Origin of the sequence: Citrobacter sp. wls706 (genome assembly GCF_005281305.1) — a bacterium.
Lineage (GTDB): Bacteria > Pseudomonadota > Gammaproteobacteria > Enterobacterales > Enterobacteriaceae > Citrobacter > Citrobacter werkmanii.
This window is the reverse complement of the sequence record NZ_SZXG01000031.1, coordinates 443,209-463,995: the sequence shown is the minus strand read 5'-3', so window position 1 is coordinate 463,995 and position 20,787 is coordinate 443,209. Positions and strand designations below refer to the sequence as shown.

At 51.1% G+C, this 20,787-nt stretch carries 18 protein-coding genes and 2 pseudogenes; 9 read left to right on the top strand and 11 right to left on the bottom strand.

Annotated features, from left to right (window positions below; genetic code table 11):
* Nucleotides 1-9: 9 nt before the first annotated feature.
* Both mdtI and mdtJ read right to left on the bottom strand, forming a co-directional pair.
* A complete protein-coding gene (gene mdtI / locus FDW92_RS12880) occupies nt 10-339 on the bottom strand; it encodes a multidrug/spermidine efflux SMR transporter subunit MdtI (protein WP_038640477.1) in 330 nt (109 codons plus the stop codon).
* On the bottom strand, nt 326-691 hold the full coding sequence (mdtJ, locus tag FDW92_RS12875; RefSeq protein ID WP_167371265.1) for a multidrug/spermidine efflux SMR transporter subunit MdtJ: 366 nt from the start codon (nt 689-691) through the stop codon (nt 326-328). The genes mdtI and mdtJ overlap by 14 nt, the downstream gene beginning before the upstream one ends.
* 416 nt (nt 692-1,107) lie before the next feature.
* Here mdtJ and FDW92_RS12865 point away from each other — a divergent pair.
* Nucleotides 1,108-2,143 (top strand): annotated as a pseudogene (locus FDW92_RS12865) (AI-2E family transporter).
* A 30-nt stretch (nt 2,144-2,173) separates the two neighbouring features.
* Here FDW92_RS12865 and FDW92_RS12860 read toward each other — a convergent pair.
* Entirely contained in the window at nt 2,174-3,370 is a 1,197-nt protein-coding gene (locus FDW92_RS12860) for a multidrug effflux MFS transporter (protein ID WP_042308565.1), read from the bottom strand.
* 261 nt (nt 3,371-3,631) lie between these two features.
* Here FDW92_RS12860 and FDW92_RS12855 point away from each other — a divergent pair, with 261 nt between their 5' ends.
* The gene (locus FDW92_RS12855) at nt 3,632-4,483 is read left to right on the top strand and encodes an aldo/keto reductase (protein WP_042308567.1); all 852 of its coding nucleotides are present in this window, start codon (nt 3,632-3,634) and stop codon (nt 4,481-4,483) included.
* A 42-nt stretch (nt 4,484-4,525) separates the two neighbouring features.
* Here FDW92_RS12855 and pntB read toward each other — a convergent pair whose 3' ends face one another.
* Together pntB and pntA are read right to left on the bottom strand one after the other, a co-directional pair.
* Nucleotides 4,526-5,914, bottom strand: coding sequence for a Re/Si-specific NAD(P)(+) transhydrogenase subunit beta (gene pntB / locus FDW92_RS12850; protein WP_038640472.1), 1,389 nt, complete (start codon nt 5,912-5,914; stop codon nt 4,526-4,528).
* 10 nt (nt 5,915-5,924) lie between these two features.
* The gene (gene pntA / locus FDW92_RS12845) at nt 5,925-7,454 is read right to left on the bottom strand and encodes a Re/Si-specific NAD(P)(+) transhydrogenase subunit alpha (protein ID WP_042308568.1); all 1,530 of its coding nucleotides are present in this window, start codon (nt 7,452-7,454) and stop codon (nt 5,925-5,927) included.
* Nucleotides 7,455-7,979: 525 nt separating this feature from the next.
* On the opposite strand from pntA, the gene ydgH reads away from it, so the two are divergent.
* The 3 genes from ydgH to folM all read left to right on the top strand — a co-directional run bounded on the left by ydgH (nt 7,980) and on the right by folM (nt 11,311).
* On the top strand, nt 7,980-8,924 hold the full coding sequence (ydgH, locus tag FDW92_RS12840; protein ID WP_042308569.1) for a DUF1471 family protein YdgH: 945 nt from the start codon (nt 7,980-7,982) through the stop codon (nt 8,922-8,924).
* 245 nt (nt 8,925-9,169) lie between these two features.
* Nucleotides 9,170-10,552, top strand: a complete 1,383-nt coding sequence (locus tag FDW92_RS12835) for an amino acid permease (protein ID WP_042308571.1) — start codon at nt 9,170-9,172, stop codon at nt 10,550-10,552.
* A 36-nt stretch (nt 10,553-10,588) separates the two neighbouring features.
* Nucleotides 10,589-11,311, top strand: coding sequence for a dihydromonapterin reductase (gene folM / locus FDW92_RS12830; protein WP_042308572.1), 723 nt, complete (start codon nt 10,589-10,591; stop codon nt 11,309-11,311).
* On the opposite strand, the gene FDW92_RS12825 is transcribed toward folM, so the two are convergent.
* Nucleotides 11,308-11,643, bottom strand: a complete 336-nt coding sequence (locus FDW92_RS12825; protein ID WP_032939759.1) for a GlpM family protein — start codon at nt 11,641-11,643, stop codon at nt 11,308-11,310. The two genes, folM and FDW92_RS12825, sit on opposite strands and share 4 nt — an antisense overlap.
* 126 nt (nt 11,644-11,769) lie before the next feature.
* On the opposite strand from FDW92_RS12825, the gene rstA reads away from it, so the two are divergent.
* Nucleotides 11,770-12,504, top strand: a complete 735-nt coding sequence (gene rstA / locus FDW92_RS12820) for a two-component system response regulator RstA (RefSeq protein ID WP_162267373.1) — start codon at nt 11,770-11,772, stop codon at nt 12,502-12,504.
* Between the two features lie 83 nt (nt 12,505-12,587).
* Here rstA and FDW92_RS12815 read toward each other — a convergent pair whose 3' ends face one another.
* Complete coding sequence (locus tag FDW92_RS12815; protein ID WP_042308576.1) at nt 12,588-13,616, bottom strand: HoxN/HupN/NixA family nickel/cobalt transporter; 1,029 nt, start codon at nt 13,614-13,616, stop codon at nt 12,588-12,590.
* A 120-nt stretch (nt 13,617-13,736) separates the two neighbouring features.
* Nucleotides 13,737-13,826: pseudogene (locus FDW92_RS23330) on the bottom strand (APH(6) family putative aminoglycoside O-phosphotransferase); the annotation flags it as partial.
* Between the two features lie 132 nt (nt 13,827-13,958).
* Between FDW92_RS23330 and FDW92_RS12805 the strand changes: the two are divergent.
* Nucleotides 13,959-14,750: an MBL fold metallo-hydrolase gene (locus FDW92_RS12805; RefSeq protein WP_042308578.1), complete on the top strand. Its 792-nt coding sequence runs from the start codon at nt 13,959-13,961 to the stop codon at nt 14,748-14,750.
* Nucleotides 14,751-14,775: 25 nt separating this feature from the next.
* On the opposite strand, the gene FDW92_RS12800 is transcribed toward FDW92_RS12805, so the two are convergent.
* Nucleotides 14,776-15,120, bottom strand: a complete 345-nt coding sequence (locus FDW92_RS12800) for a DUF1294 domain-containing protein (protein WP_042308580.1) — start codon at nt 15,118-15,120, stop codon at nt 14,776-14,778.
* Nucleotides 15,121-15,185: 65 nt separating this feature from the next.
* On the opposite strand from FDW92_RS12800, the gene rstB reads away from it, so the two are divergent.
* Nucleotides 15,186-16,487, top strand: coding sequence for a two-component system sensor histidine kinase RstB (gene rstB / locus FDW92_RS12795; RefSeq protein ID WP_042308582.1), 1,302 nt, complete (start codon nt 15,186-15,188; stop codon nt 16,485-16,487).
* A gap of 74 nt (nt 16,488-16,561) precedes the next feature.
* Nucleotides 16,562-17,491 (top strand): DNA replication terminus site-binding protein, encoded by a 930-nt coding sequence (gene tus, locus FDW92_RS12790; RefSeq protein WP_042308583.1) that lies wholly within the window; start codon nt 16,562-16,564, stop codon nt 17,489-17,491.
* Here tus and fumC read toward each other — a convergent pair.
* Together fumC and fumB are read right to left on the bottom strand one after the other, a co-directional pair.
* Nucleotides 17,488-18,891, bottom strand: coding sequence for a class II fumarate hydratase (gene fumC, locus FDW92_RS12785; RefSeq protein WP_042308585.1), 1,404 nt, complete (start codon nt 18,889-18,891; stop codon nt 17,488-17,490). The two genes, tus and fumC, sit on opposite strands and share 4 nt — an antisense overlap.
* A 140-nt stretch (nt 18,892-19,031) precedes the next feature.
* A complete protein-coding gene (fumB, locus tag FDW92_RS12780) occupies nt 19,032-20,678 on the bottom strand; it encodes a class I fumarate hydratase (RefSeq protein WP_042308586.1) in 1,647 nt (548 codons plus the stop codon).
* Between the last annotated feature and the right edge of the window lie 109 nt (nt 20,679-20,787).

Below are 20,787 nucleotides of genomic sequence, written 5' to 3'. Positions count from 1 at the left end.
GCACTTTTATCAGGCTAGTTTTATCATGATCATTCCGGCCAACAGCAATGCCACGCCGATCCAGCCTTTATTGTTCAGACGCTGACCAAACAGCACCCAGCCTGCGGCTAACGTCGCGGCAATCCCGAATCCGCCCCATAAGGCATAGGCGACGGAGAGATCGATGCCTTTTACCGCCTGCGACAGCGCACTAAAAGCCGCTAAAACTGCAGCCAGCGACAGCACGCCATAAGCCTTGCGGCGAAAACCATCAGAAAACTTCAAAAAGACGTTAGCCACGATTTCCAGAACGATGGCCATGCCAAGCCACGCGCCGTGTACCCATTCAAACTGCTGCATGGGTCACCTCTCTGCCCGCTTTTGCAGGTTTTCGTGTACCGGATTTAATCAGCACAATACCTACCACCAGCGAGACCAGACCAGCCACCTTCATCGTGGACAAGGTTTCGTCAAATAGCAGCACGCTAAACAGCGTAATAAATAAAATACCGATACCTTCCCATAAGGCATAAGCTACGCCGAGGGCAATTTTTTTAACGGCAAAACTGAGAAAAATATACGATAAGGCGATCATTACCAGCATTAAAATAAAGCCCGCATTACCATGGCCCACGCTCGCCCATTTCATTGACAGCGTACCGGTAATTTCAGCCGCGATGGCCAGACCTAATAATATCCAGTAAAACATGATGCTTCTCCTGCTTGAGAATATAGTCCTTTGGGCCTACTGCATGCAGTAAACCAAAAAATAAAATCAGTTAGCTCAGCGCACAGCGCCAGCTCAGGCAGAAGAAAGGACTAAAGCGCGTTGCGCCAGTGTTGCTCACCCGCAAGCAGGAAAGTGGAAGAGGTACGAAGAAGTGTAGGTAAAAGCAAAAACATCCTGAACATATTGTCCATAATATTACAATTATCCGCAGTGTTGCTTCTCATCATCGCGGATGATAATTGTCCTCGGTAGTTAAACACAGATGATTTGTATCATAGGTTCATTACGAACTCAAAGCCTTTTCACTTCTTTACCAGCCCCGTTTGATTTTTGTTATAACGGCTCGAGGCAAATCACATTATTATTCAGATTCAAAAATTAAAAACGCAGGAATACACATGGCGAAACCGATCATCACGCTTAACGGGTTAAAAATAGTCATTATGCTGGGCATGCTGGTTATCATACTGAGCGGCATCCGCTTTGCCGCAGATATCATTGTGCCCTTTATTCTGGCATTATTTATTGCCGTTGTGCTGAACCCTGTGGTGCAACGCATGGTGAAACTTCGCATACCGCGCGTATTCGCAGTGTCATTGCTGATCGTCATTATTGTGATGCTAATGGTGCTGCTATTAGCCTACTTAGGTACATCCTTAAATGAGCTTGCGCGGACGCTACCGCAATACCGTTCTTCACTGGTTATCCCGCTGAAAAATCTCGAGCCGTGGCTACAGCGCGCAGGGATCGGCGTTTCGGTAGATGAGCTCGTCAAATACATTGATCCGAACGCGGCTATGACGCTGGTCACTAATTTACTGACGCAGCTGTCTAATGCCATGTCATCGATATTTTTACTGCTGCTGACGGTGGTTTTTATGCTGTTGGAAGTCCCGCAACTGCCCAATAAACTAAAACAAATGATGAGTCGGCCCATTGAGGGAATGGCGGCAATTCAACGCGCCATCGACAGCGTATCCCACTATCTGGTACTAAAAACGGCAATCAGCATTGTGACCGGTCTGGTCGCCTGGGGCATGCTCGCCGCCCTCGACGTGCGCTTTGCCTTTGTCTGGGGATTGCTGGCCTTTGCCCTTAACTATATTCCTAATATCGGTTCCGTACTGGCAGCCATCCCCCCCTATTGCTCAGGTGCTGGCATTTAGCGGTCTTTACGACGCCCTGGTGGTGCTGGCGGGTTATCTGGTCATTAACCTGGTGTTTGGGAATATCCTCGAACCGCGGATTATGGGACGTGGGCTTGGGCTGTCCACGCTGGTGGTGTTTCTGTCGTTGATCTTCTGGGGCTGGTTGCTGGGTCCTGTGGGGATGCTGCTTTCTGTCCCGCTGACCATCATCGTTAAAATTGCGCTTGAGCAAACCAACGGCGGGCAAAGCATTGCCGTTCTGCTTAGCGATCTCAACAAAGCGTAAATTGTCGCCCCGCCTGCGCGGGGCTTTCGTTTATCGTTTAGCACGTAGCGCCAGGGTGGCACTCAACAACGTAAATAACGCAATTATCCACGCCATGGTCCATGGCGTGCCGTCACTGAAAGCGGCCAGCAGTAATGATGAGATGATCCCGCTACCGTACTGTAATGCGCCAATCAGCGCGGAGGCTGAACCAGCGATGTTCGGTACCGCATCCAGCGCTGCGGCCGTTGAGGTGGCCGCAATAATGCCGTTCATTGAGAACAACAGGAATATGGTAATGATAATGGCCACAATTCCCCCGGACTCCAGCTTAACCAACAGGGCAAGCGCAACCGCAGCCAGCGCCGCCAGCATCGTCGCATATTTCAACAGTTGCTCCAGGGGATGCCGTTGCACCAGCCTACGGTTTAACACGCTCATCGCCATGACGCCGACAATATTTAGCGCAAACAGCCAGCCATAATGCTGAGGATCAACATGGTAATAGCTAATATAAACAAATGGCGATCCGGTAATAAACGCATACGCGCCGACGTAATAAAACGTCAGGCTCAGGGTGTAGCGCATAAAACGCCCATTAGATAACAGGGAACGGTAATTACGAAATGCGCCCGTCAGAGAAGCTTTCACCCGTTTTGCTTCAGGTAGTGTTTCTGGTAGCCAACATAAAGAGACACACATTAGCGCGCCAATCAGCACCAGCAGCCAAAAAACTGCGTGCCAGGTGCTCAGGCGAATAATTTGCCCGCCAATCAATGGCCCAGCTATCGGCGCAATCGCCATTATCAGCACCAGCGTCGAGAGCATTTGCGCCGCACGGGTACGCGCAAAGAGATCGCGGATCATTGCCCGGGCCAACATAGGCCCAGTACAGGCGCCAAGGGCCTGAAATACCCGCCAGAAAACAATCTGCGTGATGCTTGTAGACAACGCACATCCTGCAGACCCGATGATAAAAAGCACCATGCCAATAAACAGCGGTTTACGCCTGCCCAGATGATCGCTGATCGGTCCCCAAATCAGCTGTGCGATAGTAAAACCTACCAAAAATCCGGTGATCGTAAGTTCTACATTGCCATGTAAATCCGTGGCCATTGTCGGCATTGCCGGAAGATAAATATCGGTAGAAAGTGAGGTAAAGGCCATCAGGCCACTGAGGATCAGAATAAAACTAAGGCCGGTGTGGCTTGCTGTAGCCACCGGCGATGCCTGTTCATTTTTACGCATAGCGCTCTGTCATGTTGAAGAAACAGACCGCAGTATATATGCGACGTATTGCGGTGATTAGAGGGCTAAAACGGCATAAGTTTATGAACCATAATCATGAATAATGGCAACGTTAGCGGCAGATATTGTGATTCAACGCCAGTATTTGCTATCCAGAAATGAATTTAACTCATAGGTCCATGCGGGATTCACAGACTAATAGTACCAACAGAAAATTGCTAATCTGCGGTCAATACAAAGATGAATGCTCAGGAGAATCCCATGAATACAAAAGTACTAAATAACGGTGTTGAGATGCCCTTGCTTGGTTTTGGCGTTTATCAAATGACCGATGCCGCCGAATGCGAGCAAGCCGTACGGGATGCCATTGATTCAGGTTATCGCCTGATTGATACCGCTGCCTCATATCTGAATGAAACTCAAGTAGGGAACGCACTCAAGCAAAGCAGTGTGCCACGTAATGAGCTTTTCGTGACCACCAAGTTGTGGTTACAAGATGCAAGCTATTCCGGCGCAAAAGCGCAATTTACTCGGTCCCTGCAACGCCTTCAGCTTGATTATATTGATCTTTATTTAATCCATCAGCCCTATGGAGATGTACATGGTGCCTGGCGCGCTATGGAGGAGTTATATGAGGAAGGAAAAATCCGTGCGATTGGCGTGAGTAATTTTCATCCGGATCGACTGGCTGATTTAATGGCCTTCAATCGCGTGATTCCTGCCGTAAACCAGATTGAGGTAAACCCATTCCATCAACAGCCACATGCGGTTGCCTGGATGCAGAGCAGAAACATTCAACCACAAGCCTGGGCACCGCTCGCCGAGGGACGTAATGACCTGTTTCAGAACCCGGTTTTAGCGGCTATTGGGGAAAAATACGGCAAAAGCATTGGTCAGATCGTGCTGCGCTGGATTTATCAGCGCGGAATTATTTCACTGGCGAAAACCGTGCGTAAAACGCGTATGACCGAAAATATTCAGGTGCTGGATTTTAGCTTAACCCCGGAAGAAATGACGCAAATTGCCGCCATGGACAGCGGAAGCAGCGCGTTTTTCTCGCATCGAGATCCGGCTCGAGTGGAATGGATCACCCAGCGGAAGCTGGACGTTTAAAAAAACGGCCTCCGCAGAGGCCGTCTTACTTTTAACTAGCGATTACAGCGCCTTCAGAATCGCATCCACGCTGGCCTTGGCATCGCCAAACAGCATATGGGTGTTTTCTTTAAAGAACAGCGGGTTTTGTACGCCAGCATAGCCGGTGTTCATTGAACGTTTAAACACGATAACGTTCTGCGCTTTCCACACTTCCAGCACTGGCATACCGGCGATCGGGCTGCGTGGGTCATCCTGCGCCGCCGGGTTTACCGTATCGTTGGCGCCAATAACCAGTACGGTGTCGGTGTCGGCGAAATCATCATTGATTTCATCCATTTCCAGCACGATGTCATATGGCACTTTGGCTTCCGCCAGCAGCACGTTCATATGACCCGGCAAACGCCCTGCTACCGGGTGGATCCCGAAACGCACTTTGATGCCACGGGCACGCAACTTCTCAGTGATTTCCGCCACCGGATATTGCGCCTGAGCCACCGCCATACCGTAGCCCGGAGTGATGATCACGGAGTGCGAGTTCTTCAGCATTTCTGCTGTGTCTTCTGCATTAATCTCCCGGTGTTCACCCACTTCTTCATCAGAACCCGTAGATGAGCCATCAGAACCGAAGCCGCCCGCAATAACGCTGATGAACGAACGGTTCATTGCCTTACACATAATGTAAGACAGGATCGCACCGCTCGAACCTACCAGCGCACCGGTAACGATCAGCAGATCGTTGCTGAGCATAAAGCCTGCCGCTGCCGCCGCCCAACCTGAATAGGAGTTGAGCATTGAAACGACTACCGGCATGTCTGCCCCACCGATGGACGCCACCAGATGCCAGCCAAAGGCCAGCGCGATGATGGTCATCACCAGCAGCGCCAGAACCTGCAGGCCAACGCTTTCAGTACGAACAAACACCACCAACAGCAAGAAGGAAACGACCAGCGCCGCGAGATTCATCTTGTGACGATTTGGCAGCATTAGCGGTTTAGAGGAGATCTTGCCGCGCAGTTTGCCAAAGGCCACCACGGAACCGGTAAAGGTCACCGCACCGATGAAGATACCGAGGAACACTTCCGTCAGGTGAATGTTCACCAGAATCGGTTCCAGGCCCGTATCGTGATACAGGTAGCTGTTAAAGCCCACCAGTACCGCCGCCAGACCAACGAAGCTGTGTAGAATCGCCACCAACTCCGGCATCTCGGTCATCTCGACTTTTTTCGCCAGGCGGATACCAATCGCGCCGCCGATGATCATCGCCACCAGGATCCAGGCAACATTGCCGGTATCCGGGCCAAAAATCGTCGCAATCAGCGCAATCGCCATCCCGGCGATACCGTAGTTGTTACCCTGCTGCGAGGTTTCGTGTTTGGAAAGTCCCGCCAGGCTGAAAATAAACAGGATCGCGGCAACAATGTATGCAGCTGTAACTAATCCTCCAGACATATGTTACCCCTTAGTTTTTCCGGAACATTTTCAGCATGCGCTGAGTCACGGTGAAGCCACCGAAAATATTAATGCTGGCAATAAGCACCGCGATAAAGCTCAGGAAACTCACCCAGCCACCCTGGCCAATTTGTAACAACGCACCGACAACAATGATCCCGGAGATGGCGTTGGTCACGGACATCAGCGGAGTATGCAACGCGTGCGACACATTCCAGACCACGTAGTAACCCACCACGCAGGAAAGCGCGAACACCGTAAAGTGACCGAGGAACTCTTTCGGGGCGACGTCGGCAAGCCAGCCAAACAAAATGACTACCAGCGCCATCAGCGCATATTTACGCCATGGTGAAACAGGTTTTTTCTCTTCTTTCGGCGCAGGAGCCACTTTTGGCGCAGCCTGCGGCTGAGCTGAAACCTGAATCGGTGGCGCAGGCCAGGTGATTTCACCCTCGCGAACCACCGTCACGCCACGCACCACCACGTCGTCAAAATCAACGGTAATGTTGCCGTCTTTCTCTTTGCACAACAGTTTGAGCAGGTTGACGAGGTTGGTACCGTACAACTGGGAAGACTGCGTCGGCAGACGACCAGGCAAATCGGTATAACCGATAACCTTCACACCGTTCGCAGTGGTAGTCACCTGGTTTGGCACGGTATATTCGCAGTTACCGCCATTTTGCGCGGCGAGATCGACAATTACACTCCCCGCTTTCATCGAATCAACCATTTCGCGGGTGATCAGTTTCGGCGCTGGTTTGCCCGGAATCAATGCCGTTGTAACGATAATGTCGACATCTTTCGCCTGAGCGGCGAAAAGCGCCATCTCGGCTTTGATGAATGCTTCGGACATCACCTTAGCGTAGCCGTCGCCGCTGCCCGCCTCTTCTTTAAAGTCCAGTTCGAGAAATTCAGCGCCCATACTCTGAACTTGTTCTTTCACTTCCGGACGGGTATCAAACGCGCGGACGATAGCGCCCAGGCTGTTTGCCGCCCCGATCGCTGCCAGCCCCGCCACACCAGCACCAATCACCATGACCTTGGCAGGTGGAACCTTGCCCGCGGCGGTGATCTGTCCGGTAAAGAAACGGCCAAATTCATGTGCGGCTTCAACAATGGCGCGATAGCCGGCAATATTCGCCATCGAGCTTAAGGCATCAAGCGACTGCGCACGCGAAATACGCGGCACGGAGTCCATCGCCATCACCGTAACATTGCGCTCTGCAAGCTTTTGCAGCAGCTCCGGGTTTTGCGCGGGCCAAAGAAAACTCACCAGCGTCGTGCCCGGATTCAGCAACGGAATTTCCGCCTCTTCCGGCGCATTGACCTTCAGAATAATCTCTGACTGCCAGACAGCATTCCCGTCCACAATTTCTGCGCCTGCCTGCACAAACGCGTTATCGTCAAAACTCGCCAGTTGACCTGCGTCGCTTTCAACCGCGACGCTAAAACCCAGCTTCAGCAGCTGCTCAACCGTTTTCGGCGTAGCTGCGACACGGGTTTCATTGGTTAACCGTTCTTTTGGTATGCCAATTCGCATAATGTTCCCTTCCATCTGTATTTATGATGATGGTTTATCAATGTTCGCACGAGGCATGCGCGCACTCTCGAAAGAGGTCAGTGTTACCTCAATAAAATAAAACAGTAACAAACTCTGTATAACCTACTGAAAATGGAGCCTGTGATCTAGCGCCAAAAAACAGTATTTATTATGAAATTCGCAAAACAGGGATGAATTCGCCCGCAGACAGGGATAATGCCCTTTAAATAGCCCGCAATGGCTGATAATTCGCTCAAGCGAAGCGGCAAAACATGATTAAGCGCCACCAGAGAACATTTGATTAACATTAAATTAACTTATGAAATTCAACTGTTTTATCAGTTTCAGCCTCCAAACGCCGAATTTTTGGACATATCACAAAATGTTATCGACACTGTTACACCCTGTGGCACGATGAGTGAAAAATGACGCAGACACTGACACAATTTAAATGCAATAATCAGCGACGTTTCTAGTCAATAACAATACCAGTACCTGGTTTGCGCAAGGCGAAGGATTATTTTTATGAAGCTTAAGAACACTCTCCTGGCGTCCGCACTTATTTCTGCGACTGCTTTTTCTGTAAATGCAGCGACAGAATTGACGCCGGAGCAAGCTGCTGCCCTGAAACCCTATGACCGCATTGTGGTTACCGGTCGTTTTAATGCGATCGGCGACGCGGTGAATGCCGTATCACGTCGTGCAGATAAAGACGGTGCAGCCTCTTTTTATGTTGTTGATACCTCAGATTTTGGCAGTGGCGGTAACTGGCGCGTTGTAGCCGACATCTATAAAGCCGACGCTGAAAAAGCGGAAGCATCCAAAAACCGTATCATTAACGGTGTGATGGAGTTACCTAAAGATCAGGCCGTTCTGATAGAACCTTACGATACCGTTACGGTACAGGGCTTCTACCGCAGCCAGCCTGAAGTGAATGATGCCATCACCAAAGCGGCAAAAGAGAAAGGGGCTTACTCCTTCTATATCGTTCGCCAGGTCGATGCCAACCAGGGTGGTAACCAGCGTATTACCGCATTCATCTATAAAGCGGATGCGAAAAAACGCGTAGTACAAAGCCCTGATGCAATTCCGGCTGATTCTGATGCCGGTCGCGCCGCGTTAGCTGCCGGCGGTGAAGCTGCGAAGAAAGTTGAGATCCCGGGCGTTGCGACTACCGCATCTCCGAGTGCTGAAGTTGGTCGCTTCTTCGAAACGCAATCCACCAAAGGTGGACGTTACACCGTCACGCTGCCGGATGGAACGAAAGTTGAAGAGCTGAACAAAGCGACTGCTGCCATGATGGTTCCGTTCGACAGCATCAAGTTCACCGGTAACTACGGTAATATGACCGAAGTCTCTTATCAGGTTGCCAAGCGCGCAGCGAAGAAAGGCGCGAAGTATTATCACATTACTCGCCAGTGGTCAGAACGTGGTAACAACATGACCATTAGCGCTGACCTGTATAAGTAATATCCTATGCTCTATCAGGTCTACAGCTCCTGTAGGCCTGATAATTTTCCCTCGTTAAATCCTCAGTCCGAACAAAAACACGAATATTAAGACAACTTTTCACACTATTAGTCACAAATCTCTCTATCCCCATTGCATGCGTTCTCTTCTCTCCGTAAAATCCCGCGCCTTAGTGGCTTTCACCATTTTTATGCGGTTTGCCAAAATAATTATTCTCTCACTCTCGTTTTAGTAACTGGATACAAATGGAAAAGAAATTGGGTCTGAGCGCACTGACCGCGCTGGTTCTAAGCTCAATGCTCGGCGCTGGTGTTTTCAGCCTGCCACAAAATATGGCGGCGGTTGCCAGCCCGGCTGCATTACTGATTGGTTGGGCGATTACCGGTGCGGGTATTCTGCTGCTCGCCTTTGCCATGCTGATCCTGACGCGTATCCGACCTGATCTGGACGGTGGAATTTTTACCTACGCGCGCGAAGGTTTCGGGGAACTGATTGGCTTCTGCTCTGCATGGGGATACTGGCTGTGCGCCGTTATCGCTAACGTTTCGTATCTGGTTATCGTCTTCTCTGCGCTCAGCTTCTTTACCGACACGCCGGAATTACGCCTTTTTGGCGATGGTAATACCTGGCAGGCTATCGTTGGCGCATCAACGCTGCTGTGGATAGTCCATTTTCTGGTGCTGCGTGGGGTGCAAACCGCAGCCAGCATTAATCTGGTTGCGACCCTGGCCAAATTGCTGCCGCTTGGCCTGTTTATCGTGCTGGCGTTCATGCTATTTAAACTCGATACCTTCAGTCTGGATTTTACCGGCGTCGCGTTAGGCGTCCCCGTCTGGGAGCAGGTCAAAAACACTATGCTCATTACCCTGTGGGTATTCATCGGTGTGGAAGGCGCAGTGGTGGTTTCCGCCCGCGCACGAAACAAACGCGATGTCGGACGCGCCACGCTGCTGGCGGTGCTTGCCGCGCTGGGCGTTTATCTGTTGGTCACCCTGCTGTCGCTGGGTGTTGTTGCGCGTCCCGAACTGGCAGAAATCCGCAACCCATCAATGGCCGGTCTGATGGTTAAAATGATGGGACCATGGGGCGAAATTATTATCGCCGCGGGCCTGATTGTCTCCGTTTGCGGAGCCTATTTAAGCTGGACGATTATGGCGGCGGAAGTACCGTTCCTCGCCTCTACCCACAAAGCGTTCCCACGGATTTTCGCGCGTCAGAATGCGCAGGGTGCGCCATCCGCGTCGTTGTGGCTGACCAATATCTGCGTCCAAATCTGTCTGGTGCTGATCTGGCTCACAGGTTCCGACTACAATACGTTACTGACCATTGCCTCAGAGATGATTCTGGTGCCCTATTTGCTGGTCGGCGCATTTTTGCTGAAAATAGCTACCCGTCCGTTGCATAAAGCAGTTGGTGTCGGTGCGAGCATTTATGGCATATGGTTATTGTATGCGTCAGGTCCGATGCACCTGCTGCTGTCTGTGGTGCTGTACGCGCCAGGACTACTGGTTTTCCTTTATGCCCGTAAAACACACGCGCACGAAAATGTATTAAAACGTCAGGAGATGGCGCTGATCGGCCTGCTGCTTATTGCTGCAGTTCCGGCGACCTGGATGTTGGTGGGGTAACGCTATCCCCATCGTTTGCGAAACCTGGAGATTACGATGGGTAAAAAGCCCCCTTTGCCGATTCTTATCACTGGAGGAGGTCGTCGCATCGGCCTCGCCGTCGCATGGCATTTTCTCAATCAAAAACAGCCAGTTATTGTCAGCTACCGGACACATTACCCGGCCATTGATGGCTTATGCGAAGCTGGCGCGTTGTGTATCCAGGCTGACTTTTCTACCGATAAAGGCGTGTTAGCCTTTGCCGATGAGGTTAAAAGACAGACGAACGGTTTGCGCGCCATTGTGCATAATGCCAGTGCCTGGGTGGCAGAAAAGCCGGGCGCGCCGCTAACCGAAGTGCTGTCGGCCATGATGCAAATTCATGTCAATACGCCCTACTTACTCAACCACGCCCTGGAAGAGTTGTTACGCGGTCACGGACATGCAGCCAGCGATATTATCCATTTTACGGATTATGTTGTAGAGCGTGGCAGCGACAAGCACATTGCTTATGCTGCCAGTAAAGCGGCGCTGGACAATATGACTCGCTCATTCGCCCGCAAACTGGCACCAGAAGTCAAAGTGAATGCAATTGCCCCCTCGCTGATTCTGTTCAACGAGAGTGACGATGCTGAATATCGCCAGCAGGCTCTGAATAAATCATTGATGAAAACGGCGCCCGGTGAAAAAGAAGTCATTGATTTAATTGACTATCTATTAACCAGTTGCTTTGTCACAGGACGTAGTTTTGCCCTTGATGGCGGGCGTCATCTGCGTTAATGCAGTTTTATCCAACAAAAAATCAGCAACCACGCGCTCAGGCTCCAGCACACCACTGACCCGCCGAGCGCGACGGGTAAGCGCATAAATCCAGTGAAATACCACAGCGAAACGAGGTAGACAAAATAGGGAATAATTGACCACATGCTGAATACAATGGTGGTACGCAACGCCTCGATCCCACGTTCACTGGCCACGATATAATGGGCAATCAACGCGAATGTCGGGAACAGCGGGATTAATCCAGCAATATAGTAATTCTTTGTTTTAGCGAGCAAACCAATCAATACGACCACCAGCGCACCAAGCGCCGCTTTGATAACGAGTCCCATCACCCTGCCTTAACACATCAATAACATCAGCCCCTAGCATAACGGAAGCGTTCTTGTTTAGAAAAGATTAATGGAAGGAAAAACGAGGGCGGTGTATGTTGGCGTTTTATATTCAAAATGAATGATATGAACACCATCGTATTTGTTGAAGATGATCCCGAAGTTGGCTCGCTGATTGCCGCCTATCTGGCCCGGCATGACATTGAGGTTATCCTTGAACCTCGTGGTGATTTGGCTGAGGAGAAAATCCTGCAAGTTCGACCCGATCTGGTGTTATTAGATATCATGCTGCCGGGCAAAGACGGGATGACAATCTGCCGCGATTTACGTGGACGCTGGCAGGGTCCGATTGTCCTGCTGACCTCTCTGGACAGCGACATGAACCATATCCTGGCGCTGGAAATGGGTGCCTGCGACTACATCCTTAAAACAACGCCTCCGGCCGTGCTGCTTGCACGGCTACGCCTGCATTTGCGTCAGAGCGAACATTCAGCCCAGTCTAAAGGTATTCAGGCAACGACCATCACACCGCATACCACGCTACGCTTTGGTACACTCACTATCGACCCAACCAACCGCTCCGTGCTACTCGGCGGTAAGCAAGTCTCTCTTTCCACCGCCGATTTTGAATTATTGTGGGAGCTGGCAACCCATGCCGGGCAGATTATGGACCGCGATGCGTTGCTGAAGAACCTGCGCGGTGTAAGCTATGACGGTATGGATCGCAGCGTCGATGTGGCGATTTCCCGGTTACGTAAAAAACTGCTCGATAACGCCATAGAGCCCTATCGAATCAAAACGGTACGTAACAAAGGTTACCTGTTCGCACCGCACGCCTGGGACGATGAATCTGACAAGTAAACCCATCGGGCCGTATCCCGCTTATACGGCCCCAAAAACGTGACAACGTCACAGAAATCTATTAATCGGCTTTCGCTTGTATCTCAACTGAACGTCAGTCCGTCGTATTTTTTCCAACGATAATTCACTGCGGAAATAATCCAGCAGCCGATGAAGACGCCAATAATCACGAAGCCGACATTCCCCATGTGGTCGTTCAAATTGCTGACGGTGTCCCACAATCCCCCCTGGAGTGAAAAGGCATCAGACAGCAGTCCCAGCGCCTCCAGTCCACCGATGAATAGCGCAACAATCACCGAGGTTCCGGTGATTGTCATATTGTAATAAAGCTTGCGCTGCGGCTTATTAAACGCCCATCCGTAGGCCTCAACCATCAGGATGCTGTCGAGGCAATCAATCAGCGCCATACCGCAGGTAAACAGCGCCGGGAAAACTAATATTGACCAGACCGACATGCCACTGGACGCGCTTGAAGCGGAAATACCCAGAAGAGAAATTTCAGTGGCGGTATCAAAACCCAGGCCAAACAAAAAACCGACAAAATACATATGCCAGTCTTTACCTACCAGGCGGAAAGCTGAGCGAAAAATCCAGTTCAATGGACCTGTAACAGCAATCTCTTCCGTGTTGCCAGCGTAAGTACCGGTGCGTTTAAGATGGCGAAAAGCCTTCCAGACATGGCAGAAAATAATGAGATTAATGGCAGCCAGAATCAGCAGAAATGCGGCTGAGACCGTGGTACCGATAAGACCGCCGACATTCTGAAACCATGCCATATGCTGCTTAAATACGCTGGTGGTCAACGCAATGCCAATGCTTGCCAGCACCACAATGGTAGAGTGACCAAGTGAAAACCAGACTCCCGTCGTCAGGGCGCGTTTTTTCTGTTGCATGAGTTTACGCGTCGCACTGTCTATCGCGGCGATATGGTCGGCATCCACGGCATGGCGCAAACCATAGCACCACGCGATTAGACTCAGCGCCAGTAACGACGTGTTGTTGCTAAACGCGGTGAAAGCCCACAGCCACGCCACAATGTTTGCCCCGATGAGTAAAACCATCAACGAAATAATATTTGGGCGTTTTTTTAATATTGAAAACAATGCGTTCATTGTTTCCAGCCAGTCAAATTTGCGCTAAACAACACACCACACCGCCGTTTACTGATTAATTAACAAAACGTTTATCAGGCTAATGATAACTCTTAAGAATTACCAACCCAGTGTCTTAGATCAAAGTTGATTACCACCTGGTGCGAGTTCCGCCATCGCTAACTCCGCGATGCGCAGGGGTATAGCCGCGCAGTCCCCCTCCTGCAGAAACCGACTTTAATTTCGAAATCAAGAGTCAGCATTGATGCAATCAGGGGAAGATTATAGACCAGAGCACTAACGGGCACATTCTTATGTCTCTGTGTGCCATGCTGATTGTGGTTGTTAAATGAGGAAGACGCGATGATCGTTTTATGCAAAGCCTGTGGGACATCCTATGAGAAAACGGATTCTCATCCACAACATTGCGCTATCTGTAATGATGAACGCCAGTATGTCCCCACAACAGGACAGAAATGGATCGATTTTGCCGCCCTTTGCGCTTCACATGCAAATAAGTGGCAACAACACGACAGCGCTCTTCTCAGCATCCGCACCGTTCCTGATTTTGCGATTAATCAGCGCGCGTTTATTCTGCTCACTCCCGAGGGTAATATTTTGTGGGACTGTATTGCTACGCTCGACGATGCCACGAAAATGCTAGTAACGTCTCTGGGCGGGCTTAAGGCTATTGCAATATCACACCCTCACTACTACACCACTATGCAGGACTGGGCTGCGGAATTTAATGCCCCGATTTACCTCCATGCCAGTGATAGCGAGTGGGTAATGCGCGACAGCCCGTGGATTAGATTTTGGCAAGGCGACTCCCTTGAACTGGCCCGAGACGTCAGTGTGATACGACTGGGGGGACATTTTTCCGGCGGCTGTGTTCTGCACTGGGCACGAAATGAAGGTCTGGTGCTTTCCGGCGACATCGTTCAGGTCACACCAGGGGCGCACGCCGTCTCTTTTATGTGGAGTTACCCCAATATGCTGCCGCTGCCAGCCGCAACGGTCAGCGACATCACCTACCGCCTGAGTATGGTGAAATTTAAACAACTCTACGGCGCATTTGAGGGAAAGGATATTACGGACAATGCCGATGAAATCGTACGCCGTTCAGGCAAAAAGTATATCTCCTGCCTTAGATAATCGGGCCGTTTACTCTCCCCCTCATTCAGGAAGATGAAAATGGATAGAACTGATAAACCGCCCCCATCAGCGAGAGACTGACTATCACACTGATAATAAAATAGGTTTTGAATGGTTGCTTTTGTGTTTTATGGCGGAAAATTTGTTGACCCGCTATCGCACCACCCCACCCGCCAACAACACCAAACATCAGCAATGTAGACTCAGGCACCCTGCGCCAGGCCTTACGCGCGGCCATTTTGTCCACGCCGTATAGCGCCATCGTTAGTATATTGGCAAGTATGAACCACATAACCCAGGGATGTGCGGTGAAAATACAGCCTGTTGCTGCGAAAATGAGTAGCAAATAACAACAACGATTGAAATTCATATTTTTATATCACAACAATTTTGAGAGTATCAGTACGCATTATATGGCGTATTCGGTGATTTTATATGAAGAAGCTGTTTGTACAGTTTTATCTCCTGCTGTTTGTCTGCTTTCTGGTGATGACCCTGTTGGTCGGCCTGGTATATAAATTCACCGCAGAACGCGCGGGCAGGCAGTCGCTCGACGATTTAATGAAAAGCTCGTTGTACCTGATGCGCAGTGAGCTGCGCGAGATCCCACCACGTGACTGGGGTAAGACGCTAAAGGAGATGGATTTGAACCTCTCTTTTGATCTGCGCGTTGAACCGCTGAATAAATACACGCTGGACGCCCCAACCATGCAGCGCCTGCGCGAAGGCGATATTGTCGCACTTGACGATCAGTACACTTTTATTCAACGAATCCCGCGCAGCCATTACGTGCTGGCCGTTGGCCCGGTTCCCTATCTCTATTTTCTGCATCAAATGCGCTTGCTGGACGTCGCGCTGATGGCGTTCATTGCCATTTCACTGGCCTTCCCGGTGCTTATCTGGATGCGCCCCCACTGGCAGGAAATGCTCCGACTGGAAGCTGCAGCACAACGTTTTGGTGAAGGACATCTGGGTGAACGCCTCCATTTTGATAACGGTTCCAGTTTTGAGCGTCTTGGTGTGGCGTTTAACCAGATGGCGGACAATATCAATGCGCTGATCGCCAGTAAAAAACAGCTTATCGATGGTATTGCCCATGAGCTTCGGACTCCACTGGTACGCTTACGTTACCGACTGGAGATGAGTGAGAATCTCACCGAGCAAGAATCTCAGGCACTGAATCGTGATATCGGCCAGTTAGAAGCGTTGATCGAAGAATTACTGACCTACGCCCGGCTGGATCGCCCCCAAAATGAATTGAAGCTCAGCGTACCCGACCTGCCCCTTTGGCTGACAACCCATCTTGAGGATGTGCAAAGCGTCAATCCTGACCATGCGGTGCGCCTTCGCCATCTTCAGAGTGGCGACTACGGTGCGCTGGACATGCGCCTGATGGAGCGTGTGCTGGATAATCTGCTGAATAACGCCCTGCGCTATTGCCAGTCGACGGTACAAGCCAGTCTGCAGCTGGACGGCAACCAGGCGACACTGATCGTGGAAGACGACGGTCCGGGTATTGCACCTGCGGCGCGTGAACAAGTTTTTGAGCCATTCGTACGCCTCGATCCCAGTCGTGACCGGGCGACCGGTGGTTGCGGACTTGGGTTAGCTATCGTCCACTCGATCGCATTGGCTATGGGCGGTACGGTCGTCTGCGATGAAAGTGAACTGGGCGGCGCCCGTTTTTCTTTCAGTTGGCCCGTCTGGCATAACATTCCTGAATTTCCCTCTGCCTGACCCATGCCGCTCGGTGGTCAGGCGGCAAATGTTGTGCTATAAAAAAGTATGTTGTAACTAAAATGGTAAAACACATGGCCCGTTACGATCTCGTTGACCGTCTGAACAGCACCTTCCGCCAGATGGAACAGGAACTGGCGCTTCTGAGCGAAAATTTGTTGCAGCAGACGCTGCTGATTGCGCGCGTGTTCTCGTTACCAGAAGTCGTCAAGGAGGCAGAACATGCCCCTTTGCAGAGCATCGATGTAAAACAACATTTAGGCAAAGAAGCTGAATCACTGGCACTGCGTCACTATCGCCATCTGTTTATTCAGCAGCAATCTGAGAACCGCAGCAGCAAAGCGGCCGTCCGTCTTCCTGGCGTGTTGTGCTATCAGGTGGATAACGCGGCACAGTGTGCTCTGGAAGAACAAATACAGCGTATTAACCAGTTGAAAACGACGTTTGAGCGCATTGTCACTGTGGAATCTGGACTGGCGCCGGCGGCACGTTTCGAATGGGTGCATCGCCACCTGCCAGGACTGATTACGTTGAATGCCTATCGTACGCTCACGCTGGTGAAAGAACCCGCCACTCTGCGCTTTGGCTGGGCTAACAAGCACATCATTAAAAACCTGATGCGCGATGAAGTCCTACAGCAACTGGAAAAGAGTCTGACGTCGCCGCGCAGCGTACATCCCTGGACGCGTGAAGAGTGGCAGGCAAAGCTGGAGCGGGAATATCAGGACATTGCAGCTCTGCCACAGCAGGCAAAACTGAAGATTAAAAGACCGGTAAAAGTGCAGCCCATCGCTCGCGTGTGGTACAAAGGAGAACAAAAACAGGTGCAATACGCCTGCCCGACGCCATTGATTGCGCTAATCAACAACGACAACGGCATGACAGTACCCGATATCGGCGAGTTACTGAATTACGATGCCGACAATGTTCAGCATCGTTTTAAACCTCAGGCGCAGCCGTTGAGATTGATTATTCCCCGACTGCACCTGTACGTTGCTGATTAACTGCCTGGTCGCATGCTGCCAACCATCAGTTCTGGTCGTACCCAACTGTCGAACTCCGCTTCGGTTAAATATCCCAGCGCAAGGGCAGATGCTTTTAACGTCAGCCCTTCCTTATGCGCTTTTTTGGCTATCTCAGCGGCTTTGTCGTAACCGATATGGGTATTGAGTGCGGTAACCAGCATCAGCGACTCGTTGAGTAACTGGTCGATTCGCTCACGATTGGGTGCAATACCCGTCGCGCAATGCTCGTTAAAGCTTTCCATCCCGTCCGCCAGCAAACGCACTGATTGCAGGAAGTTGTGGATGACCATCGGTCGATAAACGTTAAGCTCAAAGTTACCTGACGCCCCGCCCATATTAATGGCAACATCATTGCCCATCACCTGGCAACAAAGCATGGTCAGCGCCTCACACTGAGTCGGATTGACTTTACCCGGCATAATGGAGCTACCCGGTTCGTTTTCAGGAATTGAAATTTCACCAATACCACAACGCGGACCGGATGCCAGCCAACGCACATCGTTGGCGATTTTCATCAGTGACGCAGCCAGCCCCTTGAGCGCTCCGTGGGCGTGAACCAACGCATCGCAGGTCGCCAGTGCTTCAAATTTATTCGGTGCAGTAACAAACGGCGCGCAGGTAATGACCTTCAACTCATCCGCGACCCGACGCGCATATTCAGGATGGGTGTTCAGTCCGGTTCCCACCGCCGTTCCCCCCAACGCCAGTTCCGCCACATGGGGTAAACTGTTTTCAATGTGTCTGAGGTTATGTTCGAGCATTGCCACCCAGCCGGAAATTTCCTGCCCAAGCGTAAGCGGGGTCGCATCTTGCAGATGCGTCCGGCCAATTTTGACGATATCGGCAAACGCGTGGGATTTATCACTGAGCGTTTTGGTCAACACCGTTAATTGCGGGATCAGTGACTTGCGCAGCGCCAGCAGCGCGGCAACATGCATCGCTGTCGGAAAGACATCATTCGAGCTTTGGCTTTTATTAACATCATCGTTGGGGTGAACTTTTCGCTCCATTCCCCGTACGCCGCCCAGCAATTCGCTGGCACGGTTTGCCAGCACCTCATTCATATTCATATTGCTTTGCGTGCCGGACCCCGTCTGCCAAATGGCCAACGGAAACTCATCCCGATGTTTGTCCGCCAATACCTCATCTGCGGCCTGCATAATCGCGGTGGCTTTATCTTCCGCCAGCAGCCCGAGATCTAAATTAACCTTGGCAGCCGCCCGTTTCGTCAGCGCCAGCGCATGGATCAGCAAGACCGGCATTTTCTCCGTAGAGATACGAAAATGCTCCAGCGAACGTTGGGTTTGCGCCCCCCAAAGCTTATCGGCAGGAACATCAATTGCGCCCATTGAATCATTCTCGCGGCGTACCGTTACCATTACCTGCTCCTTACATTAAGAATTGATTAGGTTATGTTTCGACATTGCCCACTTGCATTGGTCTTATCAGTATTAACGAGGATTAAACTGTCGTTTGGTGGTTCGTGCGGAAAAAAAACCGCCCCGAAGGGCAGCTGACGTTACTTAACGCAGCGTGCGCACTGCGACGTCTGAATTTGCTTGAAGAAATCATTACCTTTGTCATCCACCAGGATAAACGCCGGGAAATCTTCCACTTCAATTTTCCAGATGGCTTCCATCCCCAGTTCAGGATATTCCACGCATTCCAGACTCTTGATACTGCCCTGGGCAAGCACCGCTGCGGGGCCGCCAATACTGCCTAAATAGAAGCCGCCGTGCTTATGACAGGCGTCGGTCACCTGCTGGCTACGGTTGCCTTTCGCCAGCATGATCATACTCCCACCCGCGGCCTGAAGCTGGTCAACATACGAGTCCATACGCCCGGCAGTGGTTGGGCCTAGCGAGCCTGAGGCATAACCTTCGGGCGTTTTTGCCGGGCCGGCGTAATAGATCGGGTGATCTTTAACATACTGCGGCAAACTTTCGCCGTTATCCAGACGTTCTTTCAGTTTCGCATGCGCAATATCACGACCAACAATAATGGTTCCGTTGAGCGACAGACGCGTGGACACCGGATATTGCGACAACTGAGCCAGGATCTCTTTCATTGGCCGATTGAGGTCAACGCGCACCGCTTCGCCTTCGCCTACCTGACGCAGCTCTTCTGGTATGTATTTACCCGGATTATGCTCAAGTTTTTCGATCCAGATGCCTTCACGGTTGATCTTAGCTTTGATATTTCGATCGGCTGAGCAAGAAACCCCCATACCAACCGGACACGACGCGCCGTGACGCGGCAGACGGATCACGCGGATATCATGAGCGAAGTACTTCCCGCCGAACTGGGCACCCAGCCCCAAATTCTGCGCTTCTATCAACAGCTCTTTTTCCAGCTCCGCATCGCGGAACGCCTGACCATGCTCGTTACCTTCGGTCGGCAGCTCGTCGTAGTATTTCGCCGAAGCCAACTTGACAGTTTTCAGCGTGGCTTCCGCAGACGTTCCACCAATCACAAACGCGATGTGATACGGCGGGCAAGCCGCTGTTCCCAGCGTACGCATCTTCTCGACCAGGTAATTTTTTAATTTGCCCGGCGTGAGCAGCGCTTTGGTTTCCTGGTACAGATAGGTTTTGTTTGCCGAACCACCGCCTTTGGCAATACATAAGAATTTGTATTCATCGCCATCAACGGTATACAAATCGATCTGCGCTGGCAGGTTGGTGCCGGTGTTCACTTCTTTATACATATCCAGCGCGGCGTTTTGCGAATAGCGCAGGTTGTCTTCGATGTAGGTGTTATAGACCCCTCGCGCCAGTGCCGCTTCATCACCGCCGCCGGTCCAGACACGCTGACCTTTTTTACCCACGATTATCGCTGTGCCGGTATCCTGACAGGTCGGCAAAATACCTTTCGCCGCGATGTCGGAGTTGCGCAGGAATTGCAGGGCCACATATTTGTCGTTTTCACTGGCCTCAGGGTCACGCAGGATATCGGCAACCTGTTGCTGATGCGCTGGACGCAGCATAAACGACGCATCATGAAAAGCCTGACGAGCCAGCAGGGTTAGCGCTTGCGGCGCGACTTTAATAACCTCCTGCCCTTCGAATTCGGCAACGGAGACATAGTCGCTGGTCAGCAGATAGTATTCGGTATCATCCTTTTTAAGCGGGAAAGGATGCTGATAATGAAAGGGTTTGTTTGACATTGTGCTCTCACTTACTGCTAGGTCTGGTTATTCTCTGGGCAGATGTTCCATTGCCCTGCTTCCCTGCCGTAAGTCGGGTTGGAGAAGGCAAGGCTTTCTGCAACCGGAA